We start from the raw sequence: 23,611 nt of genomic DNA, 5'->3' as shown, positions 1-23,611 counted from the left end.
CGACATCGGAGTGTGTGTGAGCCCTCGAACCCGCGACCGCCAGCCGCTGCGGCGACCGCCCGGCGGTCGGGGAGCGGGCGCAGCAGCCCGTCCCTCCCGGCGTGGCTCCGCCCAGCTGCGGCTGCGCGTGGGCCTGGTGCTCATCGCGATGGTGATGTCGCTGTTCGCGGCCCGGCTCGTGCAGCTGCAGGGCATCGACCCCGAGGAGTACGCCGCCATGGCGGCCGCCCGGGGCACCCGTGAGGTCGTGCTCCCCGCCGCGCGGGGCGACATCGTCGACCGCACCGGCGAGCCGCTGGCCGTGTCGGTCGAGGGCCTGATGGTCATCGCCGACCCCTCGCAGACGCGGGACGACGCCCCCGAGATCGCCCGCATCCTCGCGACCGGCCTCGACGCCGACTACTTCACGACGCTCCAGAAGCTCCAGCAGGACGGCAGCCGCTACGAGTACGTCGCGCGCCGCGTGCCCTCGACCACCGCCCTCGCGGTGGTGGAGGAGGTCAAGGAGGCCGGGTTCGCGGGCGTCTACACCGAGGGCGACCCGGTGCGGGACTACCCGGCCGGCGACGTCGCGGCCAACGTGCTGGGCTGGATGGGCACCGACGAGCCCCTCAGCGGCTTCGAGCTCACCTTCGACGACCAGCTGGCCGGCACCGACGGCTCGGCGCGCTACCAGGTCGGCGGCGGCAACATCATCCCGCTCGGCGACAGCTCCACGGTCGAGCCGGTGAACGGCGAGGACCTGCAGCTCACGATCGACCGCGACGTCCAGTGGTACACCCAGCGGGTGCTCGCGCAGACCGTCGAGGAGTCCGGCGGCGAGTCCGGCACGGCCATCGTCATGGACACCCTGACCGGCGAGCTCATCGCGCTCGCCGACTACCCGACGTACGACGCCAACAGCCCCCTGCTCTCGCCCGACGCCGACCGCGGTTCGCGGGCGCTCAACGACGTGTACGAGCCCGGCTCGGTGCAGAAGGCGCTGACGGCGGCCGCCCTCATCGACGCCGGTGAGGTCACCCCGGAGACGCGCATCGAGGTGCCGCCGTACCTGGAGAGCGGCGACAGCCGCATCGGCGACTACTGGGAGCACGGCGACCTGCGCCTCACCCTGGCCGGCGTGCTCGCCAAGTCGTCGAACATCGGCACGGTGCTGGCGGCGAACCGGTTCACCGACGACGAGCTGCACGACTACCTCGCCGACTTCGGTCTCGGCCAGACGACCAACCTCGGGGTGCGCGGCGAGGCCCGCGGCATCCTGCCGGCCGCCGACGCGTGGACTCAGATGGAGCACGACCGCATCGCCTTCGGCCAGTCGATGTCGGTGACCGCCGTGCAGATGATCAGCGCCATCAACGCCATCGCCAACGACGGCGTGCTGATCTCGCCGAGCATCGTCCAGGGCACCGCCACCGCGGCCGACGGGACCCAGGTCGGCACCGACACCGCCACCTCCCACCGCGTCGTCAGCGAGCAGGCCGCGCGCGACACCGCCGAGATGATGGAGCGCGTCGTCGACCCCGAGGTCGGTGTGGCGCCGGGTGCGCAGATCCCGGGCTACCGCGTGGCGGGCAAGACGGGCACGGCGCAGCGGGCCGTCGACGGCGGCTACGACGGGACGACCGTCTCCTTCGCCGGCTTCGCGCCCGCCGACGACCCTCGCTTCACGGTGTACGTCGTCGTGCAGGACCCCAGCTCGGGCGGCGGCGGCACGGTCGCGGCGCCGGCGTTCGCGCAGATCATGTCGCACGTGCTCCGCAAGTACGCCGTGGCGCCGACCGGGGCCGCGCCGTCGACGCTGCCGGTCGAGTGGTGACCCGGCGAGCGACGGTCACGACCTGGCTTAGGCTGCTCCGATGACCTCGATCCCTCCCGTCGACGCCGTCGCCGGCGCCCGGCCGCGCCACCCGCGCGCCGTGCCGCTCGGTGAGGTCGTCGACTGGCTCGTCGCGGCGGACGCCACGGCGACGGTGCCCGACGACGGTCGTCCGACGCCGGTCACGGGCGTCACCCTCAGCACCGCCCGGGTCCTGCCCGGCGACCTGTACGTCGCCCTGCCCGGCGCCCGCGCGCACGGGGCGGACTACGCCCCCGCTGCCGTCGACGCCGGTGCGGTCGCGATCCTCACCGACCCGGACGGCGCCCGCCGCTGCGCCGGGGCCGGGGTCGCCGTGCCCGTGCTCGTGACCGAGCAGCCCCGAGCGCTGCTGGGTCGGCTCGCCGCCTGGCTGTACGGCGCTCCCGCCGCCCGGATGGCGACGGTCGCCGTGACCGGCACCCAGGGCAAGACCACCACCACCCGCCTCGCCGACGCGGCGCTCACGGCCGCCGGCGTGCGCGCCGCCGTCGTGGGCACGGTCGGCACCCGGGTGCGCGGCGCCGAGATCAAGACCTCGCTGACGACCCCCGAGGCGCCCGACCTGCACGCGCTCTTCGCGGCGATGGTCGAGCAGGAGGTCGCCGTCTGCGCCATGGAGGTCTCCAGCCACGCCCTCGTGCTCGGTCGGGTCGACGGCGTCGTGTTCGACGTCGCCGTCTTCACGAACCTCGGTCGCGACCACCTCGACTTCCACGCCGACGTGGAGGAGTACTTCGCGGCGAAGGCGAGCCTCTTCACGCCCGAGCGGGCCCGGCGCGGCCTGGTCAACGTCGACGACGAGTTCGGTCGGCGGCTCGTGCACGAGGCCCGGGAGACCGGCCTCGAGGTGCGCACGTTCTCCGTCGCTCCCGGTGACGCGTCGCCGGAGTGGCAGCCGGGCGAGCCCGCGGACTGGTGGGTCGAGGCCGTCGAGGCGCTCCCCGAGGGGTCCTGCTTCACGCTCCACGGTCCCGGTGGCCTCGCGGTGCGCTCCGCGGTCGCCCTGCCCGGCCGGTTCAACGTGGCGAACGCCGTCGCCGCGCTCGCCGCGCTGGTCGAGGTCGGGGTCGACGCCGAGCTGGCCGCCGCCGGTCTCGCGCGCTCCGGCGGGGTGCCCGGCCGCCTCGAGCGGGTCGACGCGGGCCAGGACTACACGGTGGTCGTCGACTACGCCCACAAGCCCGACGCCGTCGCCGCCGCGCTCGGCACGCTGCGCCCGCTCACCGACGGCCGCCTCGTGCTGGTGCTCGGTGCGGGCGGCGACCGCGATCCCGGCAAGCGCCCCCTCATGGGCCGGATCGGCGCCGAGCTCGCCGACGTGCTCGTCGTGACCGACGACAACCCGCGCACGGAGGACCCGGCGGCGATCCGCGCCGAGGTGCTCGCCGGCGCCGCGGAGCTGTCCGACGGCGAGCGCGCACTGCTCGTGGAGGAGGGCGACCGCCGCCTCGCGATCCGCCGGGCGCTCGCCCTGGCCGGACCCGGTGACATCGTGGTCGTCGCGGGCAAGGGCCACGAGACCGGCCAGGAGATCCACGGGGTCGTCTCCCCGTTCGACGACCGGGTCGTCGCGGCCGAGGAGATCGCCGCCCGCGGGAGCGTGGTCGCGTGATCCCGCTGACGCTCGCGGAGGTCGCCGCCGCCACGGGCGGGTACGTCGACCCGCCCACCGCGGCCGGGGTCGTCGTCTCCGCGCCCGCCTCGCTCGACAGCCGGGCCGTCCCCGCCGGCGGCCTCTTCGTCGCGGTCGCGGGGGAGCGGGTCGACGGGCACGACTACGCCGCCGGCGCGGTCGCGGCCGGCGCCGCCGCCGTCCTCGCCGCCCGTCCGGTCGGAGCGCCCGCGGTCGTCGTCGACGACCCCGTCGTCGGCCTGGGCCGCCTCGCGCGCGCCGTGCTCGACCGCCTGCCGGACGTCACGGTCGTCGCGCTCACCGGCAGCCAGGGCAAGACCGGCACCAAGGACTTCCTCGCCCACGTGCTGGCCGCCGCCGGCCCCACGGTCGCGACCGCCGGCAACCTCAACAACGAGCTCGGCGTGCCGCTCACGGTGCTGCGCGCCGACGCCACGACGTCGTACCTCGTGGTCGAGATGGGTGCCCGCGGCATCGGGCACATCGCCTACCTCTGCGAGATCGCCCCGCCCGCGGCCGCGGCGGTGCTGAACGTCGGCACCGCCCACGTCGGCGAGTTCGGCTCGGTCGACGCCATCGCCCGGGCGAAGGGCGAGATCGTCGAGGCGCTGGGGGAGACGGGCACCGCCGTGCTCAACGCCGACGACGTCCGCACGGCCGCCATGGACCGGCGCACGACGGCGCGGGTCCTCACGTTCGGCGAGGCCGGCGACGTGGCCTGGCGCGGGCTGACGGTCGACGACCTCGGGCGGCCCAGCGTCGAGCTCGGCCACGACGGCGCCTGGGCCCCGCTGACCCTGCTGCTGTCGGGCGAGCACCAGGTCGCCAACGCCGCGGCCGCCGCCGCCCTGGCGCTCGGGGTGGGAATCCCGTTCGACGACGTCGTCGCCGCCCTCGCCACGGCCCGGTCGGCGTCGCGCTGGCGCATGGAGATCTCCGAGCGCGCCGACGGCCTGGTCGTCGTCAACGACGCCTACAACGCCAACCCGGCCTCCATGGGCGCGGCCGTCGGAACGCTGGCCGCCATCGGCCGGCGCCGCCCGGAGGCCCGCACGGTCGCGGTGCTGGGGGAGATGCTCGAGCTGGGCGACGGGGCCGAGGAGGCCCACCGAGCGCTCGGCGCCCGGGTGTCCGCCGAGGGCGTCGACGTGCTCGTCGCGGTCGGCGAGGCCGGCGCGCTGATCGCCGCCGGCGTGCCGACCGCCACCACTGAGGTGCACGTCACCCCGACGCGTGAGGCCGCGTCGGCCTGGCTGCGACACAATGTCTCGGCTCGTGACGTCGTGCTCGTCAAGGCGTCGCGCGGAGCGGCCCTCGAGGTGCTCGCCGCGGGCCTGCTCGAGCCGGGGGACCCCCCGGACGGCCGCACAGCCAGCCCGACAGCCAGCCCGACAGCCAGCCCGACAGCCAGCCCGACAGCCAGCCCGACAGCCAGCCCGACAGCCAGCCCGACAGCCAGCACAGAGGAAGGACCGACGACGTGAGAGCGATCCTGCTCGGGGGCGGACTCGCCCTCATCCTCTCGCTGCTCGGCACGCGCGTGGCGATCACCGTGCTGTCGGCGAAGGGCTACGGCCAGGAGATCCGCGACGACGGACCGACGTCGCACCACACGAAGCGCGGCACGCCCACCATGGGCGGCATCGTCATCATCATGGCGTCCGTCGTGGGCTACCTCGTCGCGAAGCTGGTGACCTGGACGGCGCCCTCGGCGTCGGCGTGGCTGCTGCTCTTCCTGTTCGTCGGGCTCGGCATGGTCGGGTTCCTCGACGACTTCATCAAGATCTACAAGCAGCGCAGCCTGGGCCTGCGGAGCAAGGCGAAGATGATCGGGCAGACCGTCATCGCGCTCTCGTTCGGCGCCCTCGCGCTCTCCCCGTGGCTGGAGTCCGAGACCACCGGCCTGACCCCGGCGTCCAACAACATCTCGTTCCTGCGCGACATCGCGTGGCTGGCGCTGCCGACGGTCGTCGCGGTCCTGCTCATCTGGTTCATCATCGCGGGCACGAGCAACGGCATGAACCTCACCGACGGCCTCGACGGCCTCGCCGCGGGTGCCGCCACGATGGTCTTCGGCGCCTACACGCTGGTGAACATCTGGCAGTTCAACCAGATCTGCCAGCCGGGTGAGACGTCGGTCTACTGCTACGAGGTGCGCGACCCGCTCGACCTGGCGATCATCTCGGCGGCCATCACGGGCTCCTGCTTCGGCTTCCTGTGGTGGAACGCCTCGCCGGCCCGCATCTTCATGGGCGACACGGGCTCGCTCGCGCTCGGTGGCGCGCTCGCCGGCCTCGCGATCCTCACCCGCACCGAGCTGCTGCTCGTCATCCTCGGTGGGCTCTTCCTCATCGAGGCGCTCTCGGTGATGCTGCAGGTCGGGTTCTTCAAGGCCACGGGCGGCAAGCGGATCTTCCGGATGGCCCCGCTGCACCACCACTTCGAGATGCGCGGCTGGGAGCAGGTCACGGTCGTGATCCGCTTCTGGATCATCACCGGCATCTTCGTCGCCGCGGGCATGGGCATCTTCTACGCCGAGTGGGTGGCGAACCTGTGACCCGACGCGACCCCCTCGCGCTCGGTCGGCAGGACAGCTGGGACGGCGTGCGCGCCGTCGTGGCGGGCTTCGGCGTCTCCGGGTTCGCGGCGGCCGACAACCTCACCCACCTCGGTGCCGACGTCACCGCGCTCGACGACTCGACGGCGGGCGACCGGCCCGAGAAGGGCGAGCTGCTCGAGGTCCTGGGCGCCACCGTGCGGCTGGGGGAGGGCAGCACGGCGACGCTGCCCGACGACGTCGACGTGCTCGTCACCTCGCCGGGCTGGCGGCCCACCGCGCCGCTGCTCGCCCAGGCGGCCGCGCGCGGCGTACCGATCTGGGGCGAGGTCGAGCTCGCGTGGCGGCTGCGCGACCCCGAGCGCCCCGCGCCGTGGCTCGCGATCACCGGCACGAACGGCAAGACCACGACCGTCCAGATGCTCCACTCGATCCTCACCGCCGCCGGCCTGCGCAGCGCCGCGGTGGGCAACGTCGGGATGCCGGTGGTCGAGGCGGTCATGGACCCCACGCCGTACGACGTGCTGGCGGTCGAGCTCTCGAGCTTCCAGCTGCACTACACGCGCTCCATGAGCCCGGAGTCCGCGGCGGTGCTCAACCTCGCCGAGGACCACCTCGACTGGTACGACGACATGGCCGCCTACGCGGCCGACAAGGCCCGCGTCTACGACCAGGTGCAGCGGGCCTGCGTCTACAACGTGGCCGACCCGGCGACCGAGCAGATGGTGCGCGACGCGGACGTCGTCGAGGGGGCCCGCGCGATCGGGTTCACGCTCGGCATGCCCCGCGTCGGCATGGTCGGCCTGGTGGAGGACATCCTCGCCGACCGCGCCTTCGTCGAGGGCCGCGAGCAGAACGCCGCCGAGCTGTGCACGATCGCCGACCTCGCCTCGCCGGCGCCGCACTTCGTCGCCAACGCCCTGGCCGCGGCGGCGCTGGCCCGCTCCCACGGGGTCTCGCAGGCCGCCGTCCGTGACGGCCTCCGCGCCTTCCGCCCCGACGGCCACCGGATCGCCGAGGTGGGCGAGGTGGCCGGGGTGCGGTACGTCGACGACTCGAAGGCGACCAACCCGCACGCGGCCCAGTCGTCGCTGCAGGCCTACGACCCGGTGGTGTGGGTCGCCGGTGGCCTGGCCAAGGGCGCGCGGTTCGACGACCTCGTGCGCGCCACCGCCGGGCGGCTCCGCGGGGCCGTGGTCTACGGGCGGGACCGCGACGTGATCGTCGACGCCCTCGCGCGACACGCGCCGGATGTCCCGCTCATCACGCTCGACGACGACGAGACTTCCTCCGGGAACGACCCCATGGAGCGTGTCGTCGCGGCCGCCGCCGGCCTCGCCCGCGAGGGCGACACGGTGCTGCTCGCGCCGGGCTGCGCCTCGATGGACATGTTCGCGAACTACGGCGAGCGCGGTGACGCGTTCGCAGCAGCGGTACGACGACGGCAGGGACGCGGCTGAGCGCTCCCGCCCCGAGGGAGGGAGCACGGGCATGGTGATGCTGACGCCCGAGACGTCCTCCCGGTCGCGCACCGCGCGACCGTCGGACGACGAGGACCTCGACCCGCTCGACCGGCCCCGCCGGTCCCGGTTCGCCGGCCTGGACGCCCTGCGCCACGCGCTCGACCGGCCGCTGACGTCGTACTACCTCCTGCTCGGCGCCTCGGCGCTCCTGCTGACCATCGGCCTGGTCATGGTGCTGAGCGCCTCGAGCGTCTACGCCTTCACCTACCTCGGCGACTCCTACGCGGTCGTGCGGCGCCAGCTGATGTGGGCCGTCATCGGGCTGCTCGCGGCCCTCGTCGCGGCCCGGGTGCCGCTCTCGTTCATCCGGCGCATGACCTGGGTCGCGCTGCCGGTCGCGATGGTGCTGCTCGCGCTCACGCAGACCCCGCTCGGCGTCGAGGTCAACGGCAACAAGAACTGGCTGGCCCTCGGGCCGGTGCAGATCCAGCCCTCCGAGATCGCGAAGCTGACCATCGTGCTGTGGGCGGCGCACGTCTACGCGGTCAAGGAGAAGCACCTCGACCGGCTGAGCCACGTGCTCGTGCCCGTCGTGCCCGGCGTGCTCCTCGTGACGGGTCTCGTGGTGGCGCAGCGCGACCTCGGTACGGCCCTCGTGCTCTTCGGCATCCTGCTCGGGCTGCTCTGGGTGGTGGGCGCCCCGGGCCGCCTCTTCGCGATCGCGCTCTCGGCGGTCGGGGTGGGTGTGCTCTACCTGGCCACGACCAACGCCGAGCGCGTGAAGCGCATCACGAACTTCCTCGACCCGTTCCAGGACTTCCACGACGCCGGCTGGCAGCCCGCCCACGGTCTCTTCGCGCTCTCGTCGGGCGGCATCTTCGGCCAAGGCATCGGCGCCAGCCAGCAGAAGTGGGGCGACCTGCCGGAGGCCCACACCGACTTCATCTTCGCCGTGCTGGGCGAGGAGCTCGGCCTCGTGGGCACCCTCCTGGTGCTCGGGCTCTTTCTCACGATCGGGTTCGCCGCCATCCGGGTCGCCGGGGCGACGAAGGACCCGTTCATCCGCTACGCGTCCTTCGGGATCGTCATCTGGCTGCTCGGGCAGGCCGTCATCAACATCGGCATGGTGCTCGCGCTCCTGCCGGTCATCGGCATCCCCCTGCCGCTCGTCTCGTACGGTGGGTCGGCGCTGGTGCCGTCGCTGGTCGCCCTCGGGCTCCTCATCGGGTTCGCCCGACGGGAGCCGGAGGCGGCCGCCGCCCTCGAGGCGCGGCGGCGCAACCGCTGATCCTCCTGGTCGCCCACCGCACCAGCCGAGGACGAACCACGAGACCCTGACGGAAGGTCGACATTGCGCGTGCTGCTCGCCGGCGGAGGAACCGCCGGCCACACCTCCCCGCTCCTCGCGACGGCCGACGCCCTGCTGCGTCGGGACGCCGACACGCAGGTGCTCTGCGTCGGCACGGCCCGGGGCCTGGAGACCCGGGTGGTGCCCGCCGCCGGGCACGAGCTCGCGCTCATCCCGCCCGTCCCGCTGCCCCGCCGCCCCAACGCCGACCTCCTGCGCGTGCCGCTGCGGCTGCGGCAGGCCGTCAAGGAGGCCGGCGCCGTGATCGACCGCTTCGAGCCCGACGTGGTCGTCGGCTACGGCGGCTACGTCTCGATGCCGGTGTACGTCGCGGCGCAGCGCCGCAAGGTGCCCCTCGTCGTGCACGAGCAGAACGCGCTGCCGGGCATCGCCAACAAGGTCGGCGCCCGTCTCGCCGGCACGGTGGCCGTCAGCTTCCCGGACACCCCGCTGCGCGGCGCGACGTACGTCGGGCTGCCCATCCGCCGGATGATCTCGACCCTCGACCGCGCGGCCCTGCGCGACGAGGCGCGGGCCCACTTCGGGCTCGACCCCGCGCTGCCCACCCTGCTGGTGACGGGGGGCTCCCAGGGCGCCCGTGCGCTCAACCAGGCGGTGGCGGCGTCCGCCGGCGCGCTGGCCGCCGGCGGCGTGCAGGTGCTGCACGTCGTGGGCCCGAAGGGCGAGGCGGAGCCGGTGCGCGTCGACGGCGTGCCCTACGTGGTCGAGCACTACGTCGACCGCATGGACCTCGCCTACGCCAGCGCCGACCTGGTGCTGTGCCGGGCCGGGGCGTCGAGCGTCACCGAGGCGGCGGCCGTCGGCCTGCCCGCGATCTTCGTCCCGCTGCCGATCGGCAACGGCGAGCAGGAGCTCAACGCGCGCCCGGTCGTCGACGCCGGCGGCGGGCTCATGGTCGCGAACGACGCGCTCACCTCCGACTGGATCGCCGCGACGGTCCCCGACCTCGCGGGCGACCCCGCCCGCCTGTCGGCGATGGGCGCCGCCGCGTCGGCCCTCATCCCGCGCGACGCGGACGACAAGCTCGCCGACCTGATCCGTGCCGCCGGGGGTGCGTGATGAGGATCCCCGTCCCCGACGAGCTGCTGCCCGTCGACCGTCTCGGCCACGTCCACTTCGTCGGCATCGGCGGCGCCGGGCTCTCCGCGATCGCCCGCATCATGCTCGCCCGCGGCGTCACGGTCTCCGGCAGCGACGGCGCCCCCTCGGCCACGCTCACCGCCCTCGAGGCCGCCGGTGCGCGCGTGCACGTCGGCCACGCCGCCGAGCAGCTGGGCGACGCCGACACCCTCGTCGTCTCCACCGCCGTCCGGGAGGACAACCCCGAGGTGGTCGAGGCCCTCGCCCGCGGCCTGCGGGTGCTGCCCCGGTCGGCGGGGCTCGCCTCCGTGATGGCGGGCAAGCAGGTCCTGGCCGTCGCGGGCACCCACGGCAAGACGACCACCACGTCGCTGCTGACCATGGCGCTGCGCGCGGCCGGCGCGGACCCGTCGTACACGATCGGCGGCGACCTCGCGCAGACCGGCAGCAACGCCCACGACGGCGCGGGCCCGCACTTCGTGGCGGAGGCGGACGAGAGCGACGGCGCCTTCCTCGTCTACCGGCCCCACGCCGCGATCGTGACCAACGTCGAGGCCGACCACCTCGACGTGTGGGGCACCGAGGCCGCCTACCGGGCCGCCTTCGACGACTTCCTCGAGCGCATCGAGCCCGACGGCTTCCTCGTCGCCTGCACCGACGACCCCGGGGCGGCCGAGCTGGTGCGCACGGCGCGGGGCCGCGGCATGCGGGCGATCGCCGTGGGGGAGGGGTACGACGCCGACTGGCTCGTGCGCGACGTCCGCTTCGAGGGCACCCGCTCGTACTTCACGCTCCGGGCCACGGCCGACGGCCGCGAGGTCGGTCCGGTCGCGCTGCGCATCCCGGGCCGCCACTACGTGCTCGACGCCGCCGCCGCGCTCGCCCTCGGTCTCACTCTCGGGCTCGACGCCGACGCGCTGTGCGAGGGGCTGGCCTCCTTCACGGGCACGCGGCGCCGGATGGAGCTCAAGGGAGAGGCCGCCGGCGTCCGTGTCTACGACAGCTACGCCCACCACCCCCAGGAGATCGCCGGCGACCTGCAGGCCGCCCGGTCGGTCGCGGGGGAGGGACGGGTCGTCGTGGCCTTCCAGCCCCACCTCGTCTCCCGCACGCGGATCTTCGGCGAGGCCATGGGCGTGGCCCTGGGCGCGGCGGACGAGGTCGTCGTCGCCGACGTCTACCTCGCCCGCGAGGACGCCGACCCGGCCGTGACGGGTGCCCTCGTCGCCGGCACCGTCCCCCTGCCCGCCGAGGCCGTGGCCTTCGTGCCGGCCCTCGTGGACGTGCCCGCGGCGCTGGTCGCGCGGGCCCGCCCCGGTGACGTCGTCCTGACCCTGGGCGCGGGTGACATCACGACCGTCGGCCCCCGCGTGCTCGACCTGCTGGCCGGGGGAGCCGCCGCCCCGGAGGTCGACGGGTCGTGAGCACCTCCACGCGGCCGCGCACCGCGGACGACGACACCCGGCGGCTCTTCGAGCGCCGGCGCCGGCGGTCCCGGTGGGCGTCGTGGCGCATGCTCGCGGTCGCGGGCGGCCTGCTGGTCGCCGGCGCGGTGGCGGCGTGGCTGGTGTTCTTCTCGTCGGTGCTCGCCGTCTCCTCCGTCGAGGTCGTGGGCACCGACGTGCTGACCGTCGACGAGGTCCGGGCCGCCGCGGCGGTGCCGGAGGGCGAGCCGCTCGCCCGCGTCGACCTCGACGCCGTTGGCCTGCGGGTCGACGCGCTGTCGGCCGTCGCCGAGGTCGAGGTCAGCCGGGCGTGGCCCGACCAGATCCGCGTCGAGGTGGTCGAGCGCGAGGTCGTGGCCGTCGTCGCACGCGGGCAGAGCCTGCGGGGCATCGACGGCGAGGGGGTCGAGTTCCGCCGGTACGACGAGGTGCCAGAGGGCCTGCCGCTCATCGACCTCGAGCCCGAGGCGGGCGACGAGACGGTCCGTGAGGCCGCGAAGCTGGTGGCCGCCATGCCGGCGTCGACCGCGACGAAGGTCGAGACCATCACGGCGTCCAGCGTCGACGAGATCACCCTGGTGCTCCGCGACGGCGCCACCGTCGTCTGGGGGAGCGCCGACGAGTCCGTGGCCAAGGGCGAGGTGCTCGACGTGCTCCTCAACGGCGACGTCGAGGCGAGCGTGTACGACGTGAGCGTCCCCGGGCGCCCCACCACCCGCCCCTGACGAACACCCGTCTCGGCCCCTCGGCCCCTCGGCCCCTCGGCACCCTCGGCCCCTCGGCACCCTCGGCCCCTCGGGTCTCCTCCGTCGGGTCGCGGTGCCAGCGACAGGGCGGACGGGGCGCTCCCACCGCGACGACACGCAGATGGATCCGACGACACGCGCGACACGCGGCGTGCCTCCCCGCCGTACGTGCTCCGGGAACCTAACGTCCTACACATCGAGAGGTTGACATAACTATAACCCTCAGCCTGAGGGTAAGAGTTGAGACCCGCAGCGAACGACCCGACCACACCAACGCGAGAGGCGAGGCCGCCGTGGCAGCAGCGCAGAACTACCTGGCCATCATCAAGGTCGTCGGCATCGGCGGCGGAGGTGTCAACGCCGTCAACCGCATGATCGAGGTCGGCCTCAAGGGGGTCGAGTTCATCGCGATCAACACCGACGCGCAGGCCCTCCTCATGAGCGACGCCGACGTCAAGCTCGACATCGGCCGCGAGCTCACCCGCGGCCTCGGCGCCGGGGCCAACCCCGACGTGGGGGCGCGTGCCGCCGAGGACCACTCGGACGAGATCGAAGAGGTCATCAAGGGCGCCGACATGGTGTTCGTGACCGCCGGCGAGGGTGGCGGCACCGGGACGGGCGGCGCGCCCGTCGTGGCCCGCATCGCCCGCTCCCTCGGCGCCCTGACGATCGGTGTCGTCACCCGCCCGTTCGCGTTCGAGGGTCGCCGCCGCGCGAACTCGGCCGAGGAGGGCATCGCGCAGCTGCGCGAGGAGGTCGACACCCTCATCGTCATCCCGAACGACCGGCTGCTGTCGATCTCCGACCGCAACGTGAGCGTGCTCGACGCCTTCAAGCAGGCCGACCAGGTGCTGCTGCAGGGTGTCTCCGGCATCACGGACCTCATCACGACGCCGGGTCTGATCAACCTCGACTTCGCCGACGTGAAGTCGGTCATGGCGAACGCGGGCTCGGCCCTCATGGGCATCGGCTCGGCGCGGGGCGAGGACCGCTCCGTCGCCGCGGCCGAGATGGCGGTCTCCTCGCCGCTGCTCGAGGCGTCGATCGACGGCGCGCACGGCGTGCTGCTCTCGATCTCCGGCGGGTCCGACCTCGGTCTGTTCGAGATCAACGAGGCGGCCGCGCTCGTCGCGGAGGCCGTGCACCCCGAGGCCAACATCATCTTCGGTGCGACCATCGACGACGCCCTGGGCGACGAGGTGCGCGTGACGGTCATCGCCGCCGGCTTCGACGGCGGCATGCCCAAGAAGAGCGAGGGTGGCGCCGTCCTGGGCCGCGGTCGCCAGGAGACGCGTCCCGAGCCGCAGAGCGCCCCGGCGCCCGTGCAGCAGCGTCCCGCCGAGCGCCGTCCGGCCGAGTACCAGGCGCCGCAGCAGCCCGCCCAGCAGCCGGCCCACCGGCCGCTGCCGCCCCAGCCCCAGGAGACGCCGCGTCCCGCCGTACCCGTCGGTGCGCAGCGACCGGCGCCGGCTCCGCAGGTGGACTTCGACGACGACCTCGACGTCCCCGACTTCCTGAAGTGACCGTGGCCGTTGTTCGTCTTCCGTGAGCGCGTCGGGCGCGTCGAGGTGGCCTTCACCTCGGCGTCGCACGACGGGCGACCACTGAACCTGGCGCTGCCCGGCACGCCGCCCGCGCAGGTCGGCGACCCCGTCGCCGGCCTCGCGGCGGTGCGTGCGGCGCTCGGCGAGCCGGTCGTGCGGGGGATGTCCCAGGTGCACGGCGCCACCGTCGTGGCGGCGTCCGCCGGGGGCGACGGTCCGGCGCCCGAGGCCGACGGGATGGTGACCGACGAGGTCGGCACCGCCCTGCTGGTGCGGGTCGCCGACTGCGTGCCGGTCGTGCTGGCCGACGTCGAGCGCGGCGTCGTCGGCGTGGCTCACGCGGGTCGCGTCGGGATGGCGGTCGGTGTCGTGCCGGCCACGGTCGCCGCGCTGCGGGAGCTCGGCGCGACCGAGCTGCGGGCGTGGGTCGGGCCGCACGTGTGCGGCCGCTGCTACGAGGTGCCCGCCGCCATGCGCGCCGAGGTCGCCACCGCGGTGCCGGCCTCCTGGTCGGAGACGTCGTGGGGCACGCCCGCCCTCGACGTCGCCGCCGGGGTCCGGGCGCAGCTCGACGCCGCGGCGGTGCCGTCGACCGAGGTCGGCGGCTGCACGGTGGAGGACCCCGCGCTCTGGTCGCACCGTCGCGACGGTGCCTCCGCGGGCCGGCTCGCCGGCCTGGTCCAGGTGGTGGCATGAGCACCGGGGCGACCGAGGCGCGGGCGGCCGAGCTGACGACGAACCTCGACGCCGTACGACGCCGGCTCGCCGCCGCCTGCCGGGCGGCGGGTCGCCCGGCAGACGACGTCGAGCTCGTGGTGGTCACCAAGTTCTTCCCGGCCTCCGACGTCCGGCTCCTGGCCGGGCTGGGGGTCACCGACGTGGGGGAGAACCGGCACCAGGAGGCCGAGGCGAAGGCCGCCGAGTGCGCCGACCTCGGTCTGCGGTGGCACTTCATCGGCGGCCTGCAGAGCAACAAGGCGGCCGCGGTCGCGGCGTACGCCGACGTGGTCGAGTCCGTCGACCGGCGCAAGCTGCTCGCCGGCCTCGCCCGGGGGGCCGTCGAGCGGGGGGCGGGGGAGGCGACGTGCCTGGTGCAGGTCAGCCTCGATCCGCCCGACGCCGAGGGTCGCTCCGGGTGCGACCCGGCCGAGCTGGACGCCCTCTGCGCGGCGGTCGCCGAGACCGACGGGCTGCGGCTCGGGGGCCTCATGGCGGTCGCTCCGCTGGGCGGCGACCCGGCTGCGGCGTTCGCCGAGCTGGCGTCGTACGCCGCGCAGGTGCGGTCGTCGCACCCGGCGGCGACGGTGCTCTCGGCAGGCATGAGCGGCGACCTCGAGGAGGCCGTCGCGGCGGGGGCGACACACGTGCGTGTCGGTCGCGCGGTCCTCGGTCCGAGGCCAACGATCCAGTAGTGTCCGAATCAACCGAGCGTGTCCTTGCGGCACGCCACAACTCCTGAGGAAGTCAGTCATGAGCGGCGCGATGCGCAAGATCGGCGAGTACCTCGGCCTGCTCGAGGACGCCCGGTACGACGAGTACGACGACGAGGTCGACCCGCCGGCGGACGAGCGTGACGAGGCCCGCGACGAGCGTCCCGTGCGTCGTCGTACGCCCGAGGCGCGACCCGCGCCCGTGGCCGACATCTCGGAGCGCCGTCGTCTGCAGGCGGCCGCCACCCCCGTCGCCCCCGTGAGCTCGGTCGCCGAGCTCTCGCGGATCACGACCCTGCACCCGCGCACCTACAACGAGGCGCGCACCGTCGGTGAGAACTTCCGCGACGGCGTCCCGGTGATCATGAACCTCTCCGAGATGGACGACTCGGACGCGAAGCGCCTCGTGGACTTCGCCGCCGGCCTGGTCTTCGCCACGCGTGGCACCATCGAGCGCGTGACCAGCAAGGTGTTCCTCCTCTCCCCGCCCAACGTGACCGTCGCCGCCGAGGACAAGCAGCGCATCGTCGCGGGCGGCTTCTTCAACCAGAGCTGACGTCACGGGTGAACATCGTCGGACAGGTCATCGCGGCCGTCCTCTACGTCTTCATCGCGATGCTGTGGATCCGCTTCGTCGTCGACTGGGTGCAGGTCTTCGCCCGGTCGTGGGAGCCGAAGGGTCCGCTGCTCGTGGTGCTGGAGGTCGTCTACTCCGTCACCGACCCGCCGATCAAGGCGTTGCGCAGGGTGATCCCGCCGCTGCGCCTCGGCCAGGTGGCGCTCGACCTCAGCTTCCTCATCGTGCTCGTGGGCAGCATGGTGCTGCTGAGCATCAGCAACTCGATCTTCTTCGGGTCCTGAAGCCGTCGCGCCGGCGGAACCGGCGCGGCGTCGAGGACTCCCTCCGAAGGTGGCGCTGCGACTAACCCGTGTGACGGGAGAGGCGCTAGTGTGCCCGGAGACGTAACTGCAAGCCGACTAGTGAATGGGTGTGGTCATGCCACTGACGCCTGAGGACGTGAGCAACAAGCGCTTTACTCCCGTCCGGCTCCGCGAGGGCTACGACATGGGTGAGGTCGACCAGTTCCTCGACGAGGTGGAGGCCGAGCTGGCCCGCCTGACGAAGGAGAACGACGACCTGCGGTCCAAGCTCGCAGCCGCGCAGTCCGGTGCCCCGGCGCCCGCGCCGGTCTTCGAGAAGGCCCCGGAGCCGACGCCCGCCCCGGCTCCGACTCCGGCGCCCACCCCGGCTCCGACGCCGGCCCCCGCTCCGACGCCGGCCCCGGCCGCAGCGGCCCCGGTGCAGACGATCCGCGTGGAGACGGTCCCCGAGGCGTCCAACGCCGCGGCCCGCCTGCTCGAGATCGCGACGCGCAACGCCGACGAGCTGGTCGACGAGGCCAAGAACGACGCCGACAAGATCATCGGCGAGGCCCGCACCAAGGCCGAGCGCCTCGAGTCGGAGGCGAAGAGCAAGTCCGACCGCATGGAGGCCGACGCCCGCACGCGCTCGCAGATGCTCGACACCGAGACCGCCGAGCGTCGCCAGCAGATGTTCGGCGACCTGGAGCGCGAGCGCGACAAGCTCAACGGCGAGGTCGAGCGGCTCCGGTCGTTCGAGCGCGAGTACCGCTCGCGTCTCAAGACCTACTTCAGCCAGCAGCTCGAGGCGCTCGCCGGTCCGGGCGACGCCCAGCCGCTGAGCGACAGCAGTGCTGCGCCGAAGCGCCTGCGTTCCATCCTCGGTGACGAGGACGCCTGACCCGTCCCACCCCAGCGTCTCCCGCGCCCGGCCGTCCTCGTGACGGCCGGGCGCGTCGCTTCTCCCGGCCGGCCGCGGGTGGTGTCGGACGACCGGCGCGGCTCACCCGAGGGGCTGTTGGAGGGCGGGTGGGGGGCACGTTAGTGTCCGCACACCCGACGGCCCGCGTCACCCGGCCACCGGTCGCACCACCTCCTGCTCGACCCCCTCGATCCCCACGAAGAAGGCAGCGATGACGAACTCTCCGGTGACACCCGAGGCTGCGGGCCCCGTGGAGGCCTCGACCCTGGCCGTGCGGCCCGGCGAGGACCCCTGGACCGAGGAGGAGCTGGCCGAGGTGACCAGCGAGCTCCGCGAGCACCGCGACGAGCTCCGTGCCCGTCTCGCGGCCCAGGAGGTCGAGCTGGTGGGCCTGATGCGCGACTCCGGCGACGGGGCCGGCCCCGACCAGGCGGACCTCGGTGCGGCGACGTTCGAGCGGGACCAGGAGATCGCCATGGTCACCACCGAGCGCGAGGCGCTGGCGCAGATCGAGCACACCCTCGACCGGGTCGTCGACGGCTCCTTCGGGGTCTGCGAGTCCTGCGGCGAGGCCATCGGGAAGATGAGGGTCATGGCGTTCCCCCGTGCCACACTGTGCCTGTCATGCAAGCAGCGCGAGGAGCGTCGCTGAGTACCAGCGACCCAGGCAGCCCCCCGGCCCGTCGTCGTACCTGGCTGATGTTCGCGGCGATCGCCGCCGTCGCCTACGCCGTCGACCTGACCACCAAGCAGCTCGCGCTCGCCCACCTCGAGGGTCGTGACGACGTCTCGGTGATCGGCGACGTGCTGACGCTCCGCCTGGCGTTCAACCCGGGCGCGGCGTTCAGCTTCGGCACCGACTTCACCTGGGTCTTCACCACGCTCTCCATCGTCGCCGCGATCGTCGTGCTCGTCGTCAGCCGGCGTCTCGGCAGCAAGGTCTGGGCCCTCGGCCTGGGCCTGCTCCTCGCGGGCGTGACGGGCAACCTGACCGACCGCATCTTCCGGGAGCCGGAGCCGTTCCACGGCCACGTCGTCGACATGATCCGGCTGCCGAACTGGCCGATCTTCAACGTCGCCGACATGTGCATCAACGTGGCGGCCGTCATCATCGTGATCCAGGCGTTCCGCGGCCTCCGCGTCGACGGCCGCCGGGTCGAGGACCCGAAGGCGGACGACGCCGAGGGCCCCGCCGAGAGCGCCACGTGAGCGGGCGCACCGACGAGCGCGTCGTGCTCGTGCCCGACGGGCTGGCGGGGGAGCGGGTGGACGCGGCCATGGCGCGCATGTTCGGCCTCAGCCGCAGCCGCTCGGCCGAGCTCATCGCCGAGGGTCTCGTGTCCGTCGACGGGTCGTCACCGGCGAAGTCCGACCGGGTGCACGCCGGCGCGCTCCTCGAGGTGTCCATCCCCTCGCAGGCCGACCCGCTCGAGATCCGTGCCGAGATCGTCGAGGGCATCGGGATCATCCACGACGACGACGACATCGTCGTGATCGACAAGCCGGTCGGCGTGGCCGTGCACCCGTCGCCGGGCTGGAAGGGGCCGACGGTCGTCGGGCACCTCGCCGGCGCGGGCTACCGGATCGCGACGAGCGGAGCCTCGGAGCGCCAGGGGATCGTCCAGCGCCTCGACGTGGGCACCTCGGGCGTCATGGTCATCTGCAAGTCGGAGACGGCGTACTCGCGCCTCAAGAACGCGTTCCGCGACCGCACGGTCGACAAGACCTACCACGCCCTCGTCCAGGGCCACCCGGACCCGCTCGAGGGCACGGTGGACGCCCCTATCGGCCGCCACCCGAAGTCGGACTGGAAGTTCGCCGTCATGGCCGACGGCCGGGCGAGCGTCACCCACTACGAGACGCTCGAGGCCCACCGCTTCGCGAGCCTGCTGCAGGTGCACCTCGAGACGGGGCGCACCCACCAGATCCGCGTGCACATGTCGGCGCTCAAGCACCCCTGCGTCGGCGACATCACGTACGGCGCGGACCCGACGCTCGCACGCCGCGTCGGGCTGGAGCGGCAGTGGCTGCACGCCGTGCGGCTGGGCTTCACCCACCCCGGGTCGGGGGAGTACGTGACGTACGACTCGACCTACCCGGACGACCTGGCGCAGGCGCTCGACACCATCCGCGACGAGTACTGAGCCCCTCCGCCCACGGTGGCGCGGGCGGTGGCGCGGGCTGCGGCCCGGAGGCCGTCGCCGAGGGGCTCCGGGGGCCGGCGACGCGCCGGGACTGTCGGTGGGAGGGTGCATCATCGTCGTCGGTGGTCGCGTAGGCTGACGTCCTTCCCCCAGCACGCCGGTCCCCGTCTCCGAGCGGGGCTGCGCGGCTGCCCTCGCGCCACCGTGCACCACCCGCTCGACGCCCGAACACCACCGCTTGCAAGGGAGCCCGCAGAGCCCATGGCTGCCGGATCGTCCGACTCGTTCGCCCACCTGCACGTGCACACCGAGTACTCGATGCTCGACGGTGCGGCGCGGCTCGGCAAGCTCACCCAGCGGGCCGCCGAGCTCGGGATGCCCGCGGTCGCGATGACCGACCACGGCAACGTCTTCGGCGCCTACGAGTTCTACCGCAAGGCGGTCGACGCGGGCGTGAAGCCGATCATCGGCATCGAGGCCTACTTCGCGCCGAACGTCTCCCGGTTCGAGAAGAAGGGCCACAACTTCTACGACGGCGGCTCCGACGACGTCTCGGCCCGCGGCGCCTACACCCACATGACGCTGCTCTCGGAGACGACCGAGGGCATGCACAACCTCTTCCGGCTCACCACGGGTGCGTGGCGCGACGGCTTCTTCAAGCAGCCGCGCATGGACCGCGACCTGCTCTCGCAGCACGGCAAGGGCATCATCGGCACGACCGGGTGCCCATCGGGCGAGGTGCAGGTCCACCTGCGCTACGGGCAGTACGAGGCAGCCCGCCAGGTGGCCGCCGACTACCAGGACATCCTCGGCAAGGAGAACTACTTCCTCGAGCTGATGGACCACGGCCTGTCGATCGAGAACCGGGTGCGCGACGGCCTGCTGCGCCTGAGCAAGGACCTGGGCATCCCGCCGGTGGCGACGAACGACTCCCACTACGTGATGAAGGAGGACGCGAAGTCGCAGGAGCACCTGCTCTGCATCAACTCGGGCAGCACGATGGACATCCCGGCCGGCGACGGCCCGGGCCAGCGCTTCGCGTTCTCGGGCGACGGCTACTACCTGAAGTCGGCCGAGGAGATGCGGGCGCTGTGGGTCGACAAGTACGACCTGCGCGAGGCCTGCGACAACACGCTCCTCATCGCCGAGCGCTGCCAGGTCGAGTTCACCGAGGGCAACGGCACCTACATGCCCCGGTTCCCGTGCCCGCCCGGTGAGAACGAGGACTCCTGGCTGGTCAAGGAGGTCGAGCGGGGGCTGCACGTCCGCTACCCCGGCGGCATCCCCGACGACGTCCGCAAGCAGGCCGAGTTCGAGCTCGGCGTCATCACGCAGATGGGCTTCCCGGGCTACTTCCTCGTGGTCGCCGACTTCATCAACTGGGCGAAGGACAACGGCATCCGGGTCGGCCCGGGCCGTGGCTCCGGTGCGGGCTCGATGGTGGCCTACGCGATGCGCATCACCGACCTCGACCCGCTGCAGCACGGCCTGATCTTCGAGCGGTTCCTCAACCCCGACCGCGTCTCCATGCCCGACTTCGACATCGACTTCGACGAGCGGCGGCGCGGCGAGGTCATCCGCTACGTGACGGACAAGTACGGCGACGACCGCGTCTCCTACATCGTCACCTACGGCACCATCAAGGCGAAGCAGGCGGTCAAGGACTCCAGCCGCATCCTCGGCTACCCCTTCGCGATGGGCGACCGCATCACGAAGGCCATGCCGGCCGCGGTGATGGGCAAGGACGTGCCGCTGCAGGACATCTTCGACTCCGAGCACAAGCGCTACGGCGAGGGCGGCGAGTTCCGCACCCTCTACGAGGGCGACAAGGACGTGCAGCGGGTCGTCGACACGGCCATCGGCATCGAGGGCCTCAAGCGCCAGTGGGGCGTGCACGCCGCCGGCGTCATCATGTCGAGCGAGCCGCTCGTCGACGTCATCCCGCTGCTGCGTCGCCCCTCCGACGGCGCCATGATCACCCAGTTCGACTACCCCACCTGCGAGGGCCTCGGCCTGATCAAGATGGACTTCCTGGGGCTGCGCAACCTCACGGTGCTCGACGACGCGGTGAAGAACATCAAGATGAACCGCGACGAGACGGTGGTGCTGGAGGACCTCGAGCTCACCGACGAGGCGACCTACAAGCTGCTGCAGCGCGGTGACACGCTCGGGGTGTTCCAGCTCGACGGCGGGCCGATGCGGTCGCTGCTGCGCTCGATGCGGCCCGACACGTTCGAGGACATCTCGGCGGTCGGCGCGCTCTACCGCCCCGGCCCGATGGGTGCGGACTCGCACAACAAGTACGCGCGCCGCAAGACCGGGCGCGAGCCGGTGGAGGCCATCCACCCCGAGCTCGCGGAGCCCCTGCAGGACATCCTGGGCGAGACCTACGGCCTGATCGTCTACCAGGAGCAGGTCATGGCCATCGCGCAGAAGCTCGCGGGCTACAGCCTCGGTCAGGCCGACATCCTGCGTCGCGCGATGGGCAAGAAGAAGAAGTCCGAGCTCGACAAGCAGTTCGCCGGGTTCTCGGCGGGCATGCAGGAGCGGGGCTACTCCGCCGCCGCCGTGAAGACGCTGTGGGACATCCTGCTGCCGTTCTCCGACTACGCGTTCAACAAGGCCCACTCTGCGGCGTACGGGCTGGTCTCGTACTGGACGGCGTACCTCAAGGCCAACTACCCGGCGGAGTACATGGCGGCCCTGCTGACGTCGACGCGCGACGACAAGGACAAGTCGGCGATCTACCTCAACGAGTGCCGCCGCATGAAGATCCAGGTGCTCCCGCCCGACGTCAACGAGTCGGCGGCCAACTTCACCCCGGTCGGCACCGACATCCGCTTCGGCCTCACCGCGGTGCGCAACGTCGGCGCCAACGTGGTCGACGGGATCGTCGCCGGTCGGCAGGAGAAGGGCCGCTACGTCGACTTCAACGACTTCATGGACAAGGTGCCGGTCCACGTGTGCAACAAGCGCGTGGTCGAGTCCCTCATCAAGGCGGGCGCCTTCGACGACATGAAGCACAAGCGCCGTGCGCTGGTGGCCATCCACGAGACCGCCGTCGACCAGTACGTCGACATCAAGCGCAACGAGGCCATCGGGCAGGACTCCCTCTTCGCGGGACTCGACGACCTCGACGGCGGGGGAGCGGGCTTCGGCATCACGGTCGCGGTGCCCGACCTCGACGAGTGGGACAAGACGACGCTCCTCGGCCACGAGCGCGAGATGCTCGGTCTCTACGTCTCCGACCACCCGCTCCTGGGGCTGGAGCACGTGCTCTCGCAGGGCACCGACTGCACCATCGGTCAGCTGATGCTCGACGAGGAGCGCTCCCACAACTCCCGCGTGACCGTGAGCGGCCTCGTGACCTCGGTGCAGCGCAAGATCACGAAGAAGGGCGACGCCTGGGCGTCGGTCACGCTCGAGGACCTCGACGGCGGCATCGAGGTGCTCTTCTTCCCGAGCAGCTACCAGCTCGTGTCGCAGCACCTGGTGCCCGACTCGATCATCCGGGTCACCGGCGCGCTCTCGCGCGACAAGGACCAGCCGGAGATCCGCGGGCAGGAGATCTCGGTCCCCGACCTCTCCGACGGACCCAGCGGGCCGGTCGTGCTGTCGATGCCCTCCACGCGGTGCACGGGCCCCGTCGTCGCGGAGCTCAAGGAGGTGCTCGGCACCCACCCGGGCAACACCGAGGTGCACCTGCGCCTGCTGACGCGCGGCTCGACCACCCTGCTGAAGATCGACGACCGCCTGCGCGTCACGCGCAGCCCGGCGCTCATCGCCGACCTCAAGCAGCTGCTCGGCCCCGGGTGCCTCGGGGGTGCGGATGCCCGGGTCTGAACCCCGGCTGCGACCCCTCGACGCGCTCCGGTTCCTCGGCACCACCCTGAGGTGGTTCCTCGAGGTGGCGGTCGTCGGCGCCGTCGCGTGGGTCGTGTGGTGGACGCCGCCGGAGGGTGCCGCCTACGACGGCGAGTTCACGTACGTGCTCGACCAGGTGGAGGGATCGGTCTCCGGAACGGCGACCTACCTGGTGGTGGCGGGTGTCGCGGGGCTGGGCGCCGGGCTCCTCACCGCCGTCGTCCACCGGCGCCTGCCGTGGCTCGCTCTCGGCGCCGTCACGGTCAGCGGGCTCGTGGCCGGCTGGGTGATGGCCGCGCTCGGCCGGGCCCTCGGCCCGGACGCCGCGTCGGACGTCGCGGAGCGGAGCGCCGACGGCTCCACCGTGCTCCTCGACCTGCGGGTCGAGGGCTGGGGCGCGTACGCCGCCATGCCCGCCGGCGCCGTGCTCGGCGTGGCCCTCGTCTTCCTGCTGTGGCCGTCGCCCCGCGAGCAGGGGCCTGACGGGGTCGGGCCGCAGCGCTCCGACGACGGGACCCCGCGGTTGGGGGACCCGTCCGAGGGGAAGACCTCGACCGGCTGATCCGCACCACCGCCGCTCGTACGAGCCCACCCGGGAGCACGCACGACGGCACAGAACCAGGGGGAACCATGTCCACGCACCCGTCCGACGCCCGACCGCCGCTGCCGCCCCTGCCCCCTCGGGGTGGCCGGTC

General features: G+C 73.1%; 20 protein-coding genes. All 20 read left to right on the top strand.

Annotated elements, in window-relative coordinates; all coding sequences use genetic code 11:
- The first annotated feature begins 16 nt into the window (after window positions 1-16).
- Window positions 17-1,816, top strand: a complete 1,800-nt coding sequence (locus K329_RS0115190; protein ID WP_028473716.1) for a peptidoglycan D,D-transpeptidase FtsI family protein — start codon at window positions 17-19, stop codon at window positions 1,814-1,816.
- A gap of 40 nt (window positions 1,817-1,856) precedes the next feature.
- Window positions 1,857-3,470, top strand: a complete 1,614-nt coding sequence (locus K329_RS27135) for a UDP-N-acetylmuramoyl-L-alanyl-D-glutamate--2,6-diaminopimelate ligase (protein WP_052336945.1) — start codon at window positions 1,857-1,859, stop codon at window positions 3,468-3,470.
- On the top strand, window positions 3,467-4,975 hold the full coding sequence (murF, locus tag K329_RS27130; RefSeq protein ID WP_084541329.1) for a UDP-N-acetylmuramoyl-tripeptide--D-alanyl-D-alanine ligase: 1,509 nt from the start codon (window positions 3,467-3,469) through the stop codon (window positions 4,973-4,975). Before K329_RS27135 ends, murF begins: the two co-directional genes overlap by 4 nt.
- Window positions 4,972-6,048 (top strand): phospho-N-acetylmuramoyl-pentapeptide-transferase, encoded by a 1,077-nt coding sequence (gene mraY / locus K329_RS0115175; RefSeq protein WP_028473715.1) that lies wholly within the window; start codon window positions 4,972-4,974, stop codon window positions 6,046-6,048. Before murF ends, mraY begins: the two co-directional genes overlap by 4 nt.
- Window positions 6,030-7,508 carry a UDP-N-acetylmuramoyl-L-alanine--D-glutamate ligase gene (gene murD / locus K329_RS0115170; RefSeq protein WP_425411480.1) on the top strand — a complete coding sequence of 493 codons (1,479 nt, stop codon included), beginning with the start codon at window positions 6,030-6,032 and terminating at the stop codon, window positions 7,506-7,508. Before mraY ends, murD begins: the two co-directional genes overlap by 19 nt.
- Before the next feature lie 31 nt (window positions 7,509-7,539).
- Window positions 7,540-8,799 carry a putative lipid II flippase FtsW gene (ftsW, locus tag K329_RS0115165; protein WP_245596572.1) on the top strand — a complete coding sequence of 420 codons (1,260 nt, stop codon included), beginning with the start codon at window positions 7,540-7,542 and terminating at the stop codon, window positions 8,797-8,799.
- A gap of 63 nt (window positions 8,800-8,862) precedes the next feature.
- Window positions 8,863-9,939, top strand: a complete 1,077-nt coding sequence (murG, locus tag K329_RS0115160; RefSeq protein WP_028473712.1) for an undecaprenyldiphospho-muramoylpentapeptide beta-N-acetylglucosaminyltransferase — start codon at window positions 8,863-8,865, stop codon at window positions 9,937-9,939.
- Complete coding sequence (gene murC / locus K329_RS0115155) at window positions 9,939-11,384, top strand: UDP-N-acetylmuramate--L-alanine ligase (protein WP_028473711.1); 1,446 nt, start codon at window positions 9,939-9,941, stop codon at window positions 11,382-11,384. The genes murG and murC overlap by 1 nt, the downstream gene beginning before the upstream one ends.
- On the top strand, window positions 11,381-12,130 hold the full coding sequence (locus K329_RS27125) for a cell division protein FtsQ/DivIB (RefSeq protein ID WP_043643765.1): 750 nt from the start codon (window positions 11,381-11,383) through the stop codon (window positions 12,128-12,130). Before murC ends, K329_RS27125 begins: the two co-directional genes overlap by 4 nt.
- A 314-nt stretch (window positions 12,131-12,444) precedes the next feature.
- Window positions 12,445-13,674 (top strand): cell division protein FtsZ, encoded by a 1,230-nt coding sequence (ftsZ, locus tag K329_RS0115145; protein ID WP_028473710.1) that lies wholly within the window; start codon window positions 12,445-12,447, stop codon window positions 13,672-13,674.
- Between the two features lie 9 nt (window positions 13,675-13,683).
- Complete coding sequence (locus K329_RS27120) at window positions 13,684-14,391, top strand: purine nucleoside phosphorylase YfiH/LACC1 family protein (protein WP_043643763.1); 708 nt, start codon at window positions 13,684-13,686, stop codon at window positions 14,389-14,391.
- The gene (locus K329_RS0115135) at window positions 14,388-15,107 is read left to right on the top strand and encodes a YggS family pyridoxal phosphate-dependent enzyme (protein WP_028473709.1); all 720 of its coding nucleotides are present in this window, start codon (window positions 14,388-14,390) and stop codon (window positions 15,105-15,107) included. The genes K329_RS27120 and K329_RS0115135 overlap by 4 nt, the downstream gene beginning before the upstream one ends.
- A 58-nt stretch (window positions 15,108-15,165) precedes the next feature.
- Entirely contained in the window at window positions 15,166-15,681 is a 516-nt protein-coding gene (locus K329_RS0115130; RefSeq protein ID WP_028473708.1) for a cell division protein SepF, read from the top strand.
- 8 nt (window positions 15,682-15,689) lie between these two features.
- Window positions 15,690-15,986: a YggT family protein gene (locus K329_RS0115125; RefSeq protein WP_043643761.1), complete on the top strand. Its 297-nt coding sequence runs from the start codon at window positions 15,690-15,692 to the stop codon at window positions 15,984-15,986.
- A gap of 136 nt (window positions 15,987-16,122) precedes the next feature.
- Window positions 16,123-16,887, top strand: a complete 765-nt coding sequence (locus tag K329_RS0115120; RefSeq protein WP_043643818.1) for a DivIVA domain-containing protein — start codon at window positions 16,123-16,125, stop codon at window positions 16,885-16,887.
- Between the two features lie 232 nt (window positions 16,888-17,119).
- Complete coding sequence (locus K329_RS0115115) at window positions 17,120-17,560, top strand: TraR/DksA family transcriptional regulator (RefSeq protein WP_028473705.1); 441 nt, start codon at window positions 17,120-17,122, stop codon at window positions 17,558-17,560.
- Window positions 17,533-18,117, top strand: a complete 585-nt coding sequence (gene lspA, locus K329_RS27115) for a signal peptidase II (RefSeq protein ID WP_052336944.1) — start codon at window positions 17,533-17,535, stop codon at window positions 18,115-18,117. The genes K329_RS0115115 and lspA overlap by 28 nt, the downstream gene beginning before the upstream one ends.
- Before the next feature lie 68 nt (window positions 18,118-18,185).
- Complete coding sequence (locus K329_RS0115105; protein WP_425411482.1) at window positions 18,186-19,052, top strand: RluA family pseudouridine synthase; 867 nt, start codon at window positions 18,186-18,188, stop codon at window positions 19,050-19,052.
- Between the two features lie 261 nt (window positions 19,053-19,313).
- Complete coding sequence (dnaE, locus tag K329_RS0115100; RefSeq protein WP_028473703.1) at window positions 19,314-22,895, top strand: DNA polymerase III subunit alpha; 3,582 nt, start codon at window positions 19,314-19,316, stop codon at window positions 22,893-22,895.
- On the top strand, window positions 22,882-23,478 hold the full coding sequence (locus K329_RS0115095; protein WP_157571755.1) for a hypothetical protein: 597 nt from the start codon (window positions 22,882-22,884) through the stop codon (window positions 23,476-23,478). The genes dnaE and K329_RS0115095 overlap by 14 nt, the downstream gene beginning before the upstream one ends.
- Window positions 23,479-23,611 lie beyond the last annotated feature (133 nt).

Source organism: Nocardioides alkalitolerans DSM 16699 (assembly GCF_000426525.1).
Classification (GTDB): Bacteria; Actinomycetota; Actinomycetes; order Propionibacteriales; family Nocardioidaceae; genus Nocardioides; species Nocardioides alkalitolerans.
Note: the sequence above shows the minus strand (reverse complement) of the source record. Positions and strands in the feature narration are given on the sequence as shown.

Bases quoted from the DNA above. Each gene is read 5' to 3' on its own strand.
- K329_RS27135 (WP_052336945.1), top strand. From the start codon at position 1,857: ATGACCTCGATCCCTCCCGTCGACGCCGTCGCCGGCGCCCGGCCGCGC.
- ftsW (WP_245596572.1), top strand. From the start codon at position 7,540: ATGGTGATGCTGACGCCCGAGACGTCCTCCCGGTCGCGCACCGCGCGA.
- murC (WP_028473711.1), top strand. From the start codon at position 9,939: ATGAGGATCCCCGTCCCCGACGAGCTGCTGCCCGTCGACCGTCTCGGC.
- K329_RS0115135 (WP_028473709.1), top strand. From the start codon at position 14,388: ATGAGCACCGGGGCGACCGAGGCGCGGGCGGCCGAGCTGACGACGAAC.
- K329_RS0115130 (WP_028473708.1), top strand. From the start codon at position 15,166: ATGAGCGGCGCGATGCGCAAGATCGGCGAGTACCTCGGCCTGCTCGAG.
- K329_RS0115120 (WP_043643818.1), top strand. From the start codon at position 16,123: ATGCCACTGACGCCTGAGGACGTGAGCAACAAGCGCTTTACTCCCGTC.
- K329_RS0115115 (WP_028473705.1), top strand. From the start codon at position 17,120: ATGACGAACTCTCCGGTGACACCCGAGGCTGCGGGCCCCGTGGAGGCC.
- lspA (WP_052336944.1), top strand. From the start codon at position 17,533: ATGCAAGCAGCGCGAGGAGCGTCGCTGAGTACCAGCGACCCAGGCAGC.
- K329_RS0115105 (WP_425411482.1), top strand. From the start codon at position 18,186: ATGGCGCGCATGTTCGGCCTCAGCCGCAGCCGCTCGGCCGAGCTCATC.
- dnaE (WP_028473703.1), top strand. From the start codon at position 19,314: ATGGCTGCCGGATCGTCCGACTCGTTCGCCCACCTGCACGTGCACACC.
- K329_RS0115095 (WP_157571755.1), top strand. From the start codon at position 22,882: ATGCCCGGGTCTGAACCCCGGCTGCGACCCCTCGACGCGCTCCGGTTC.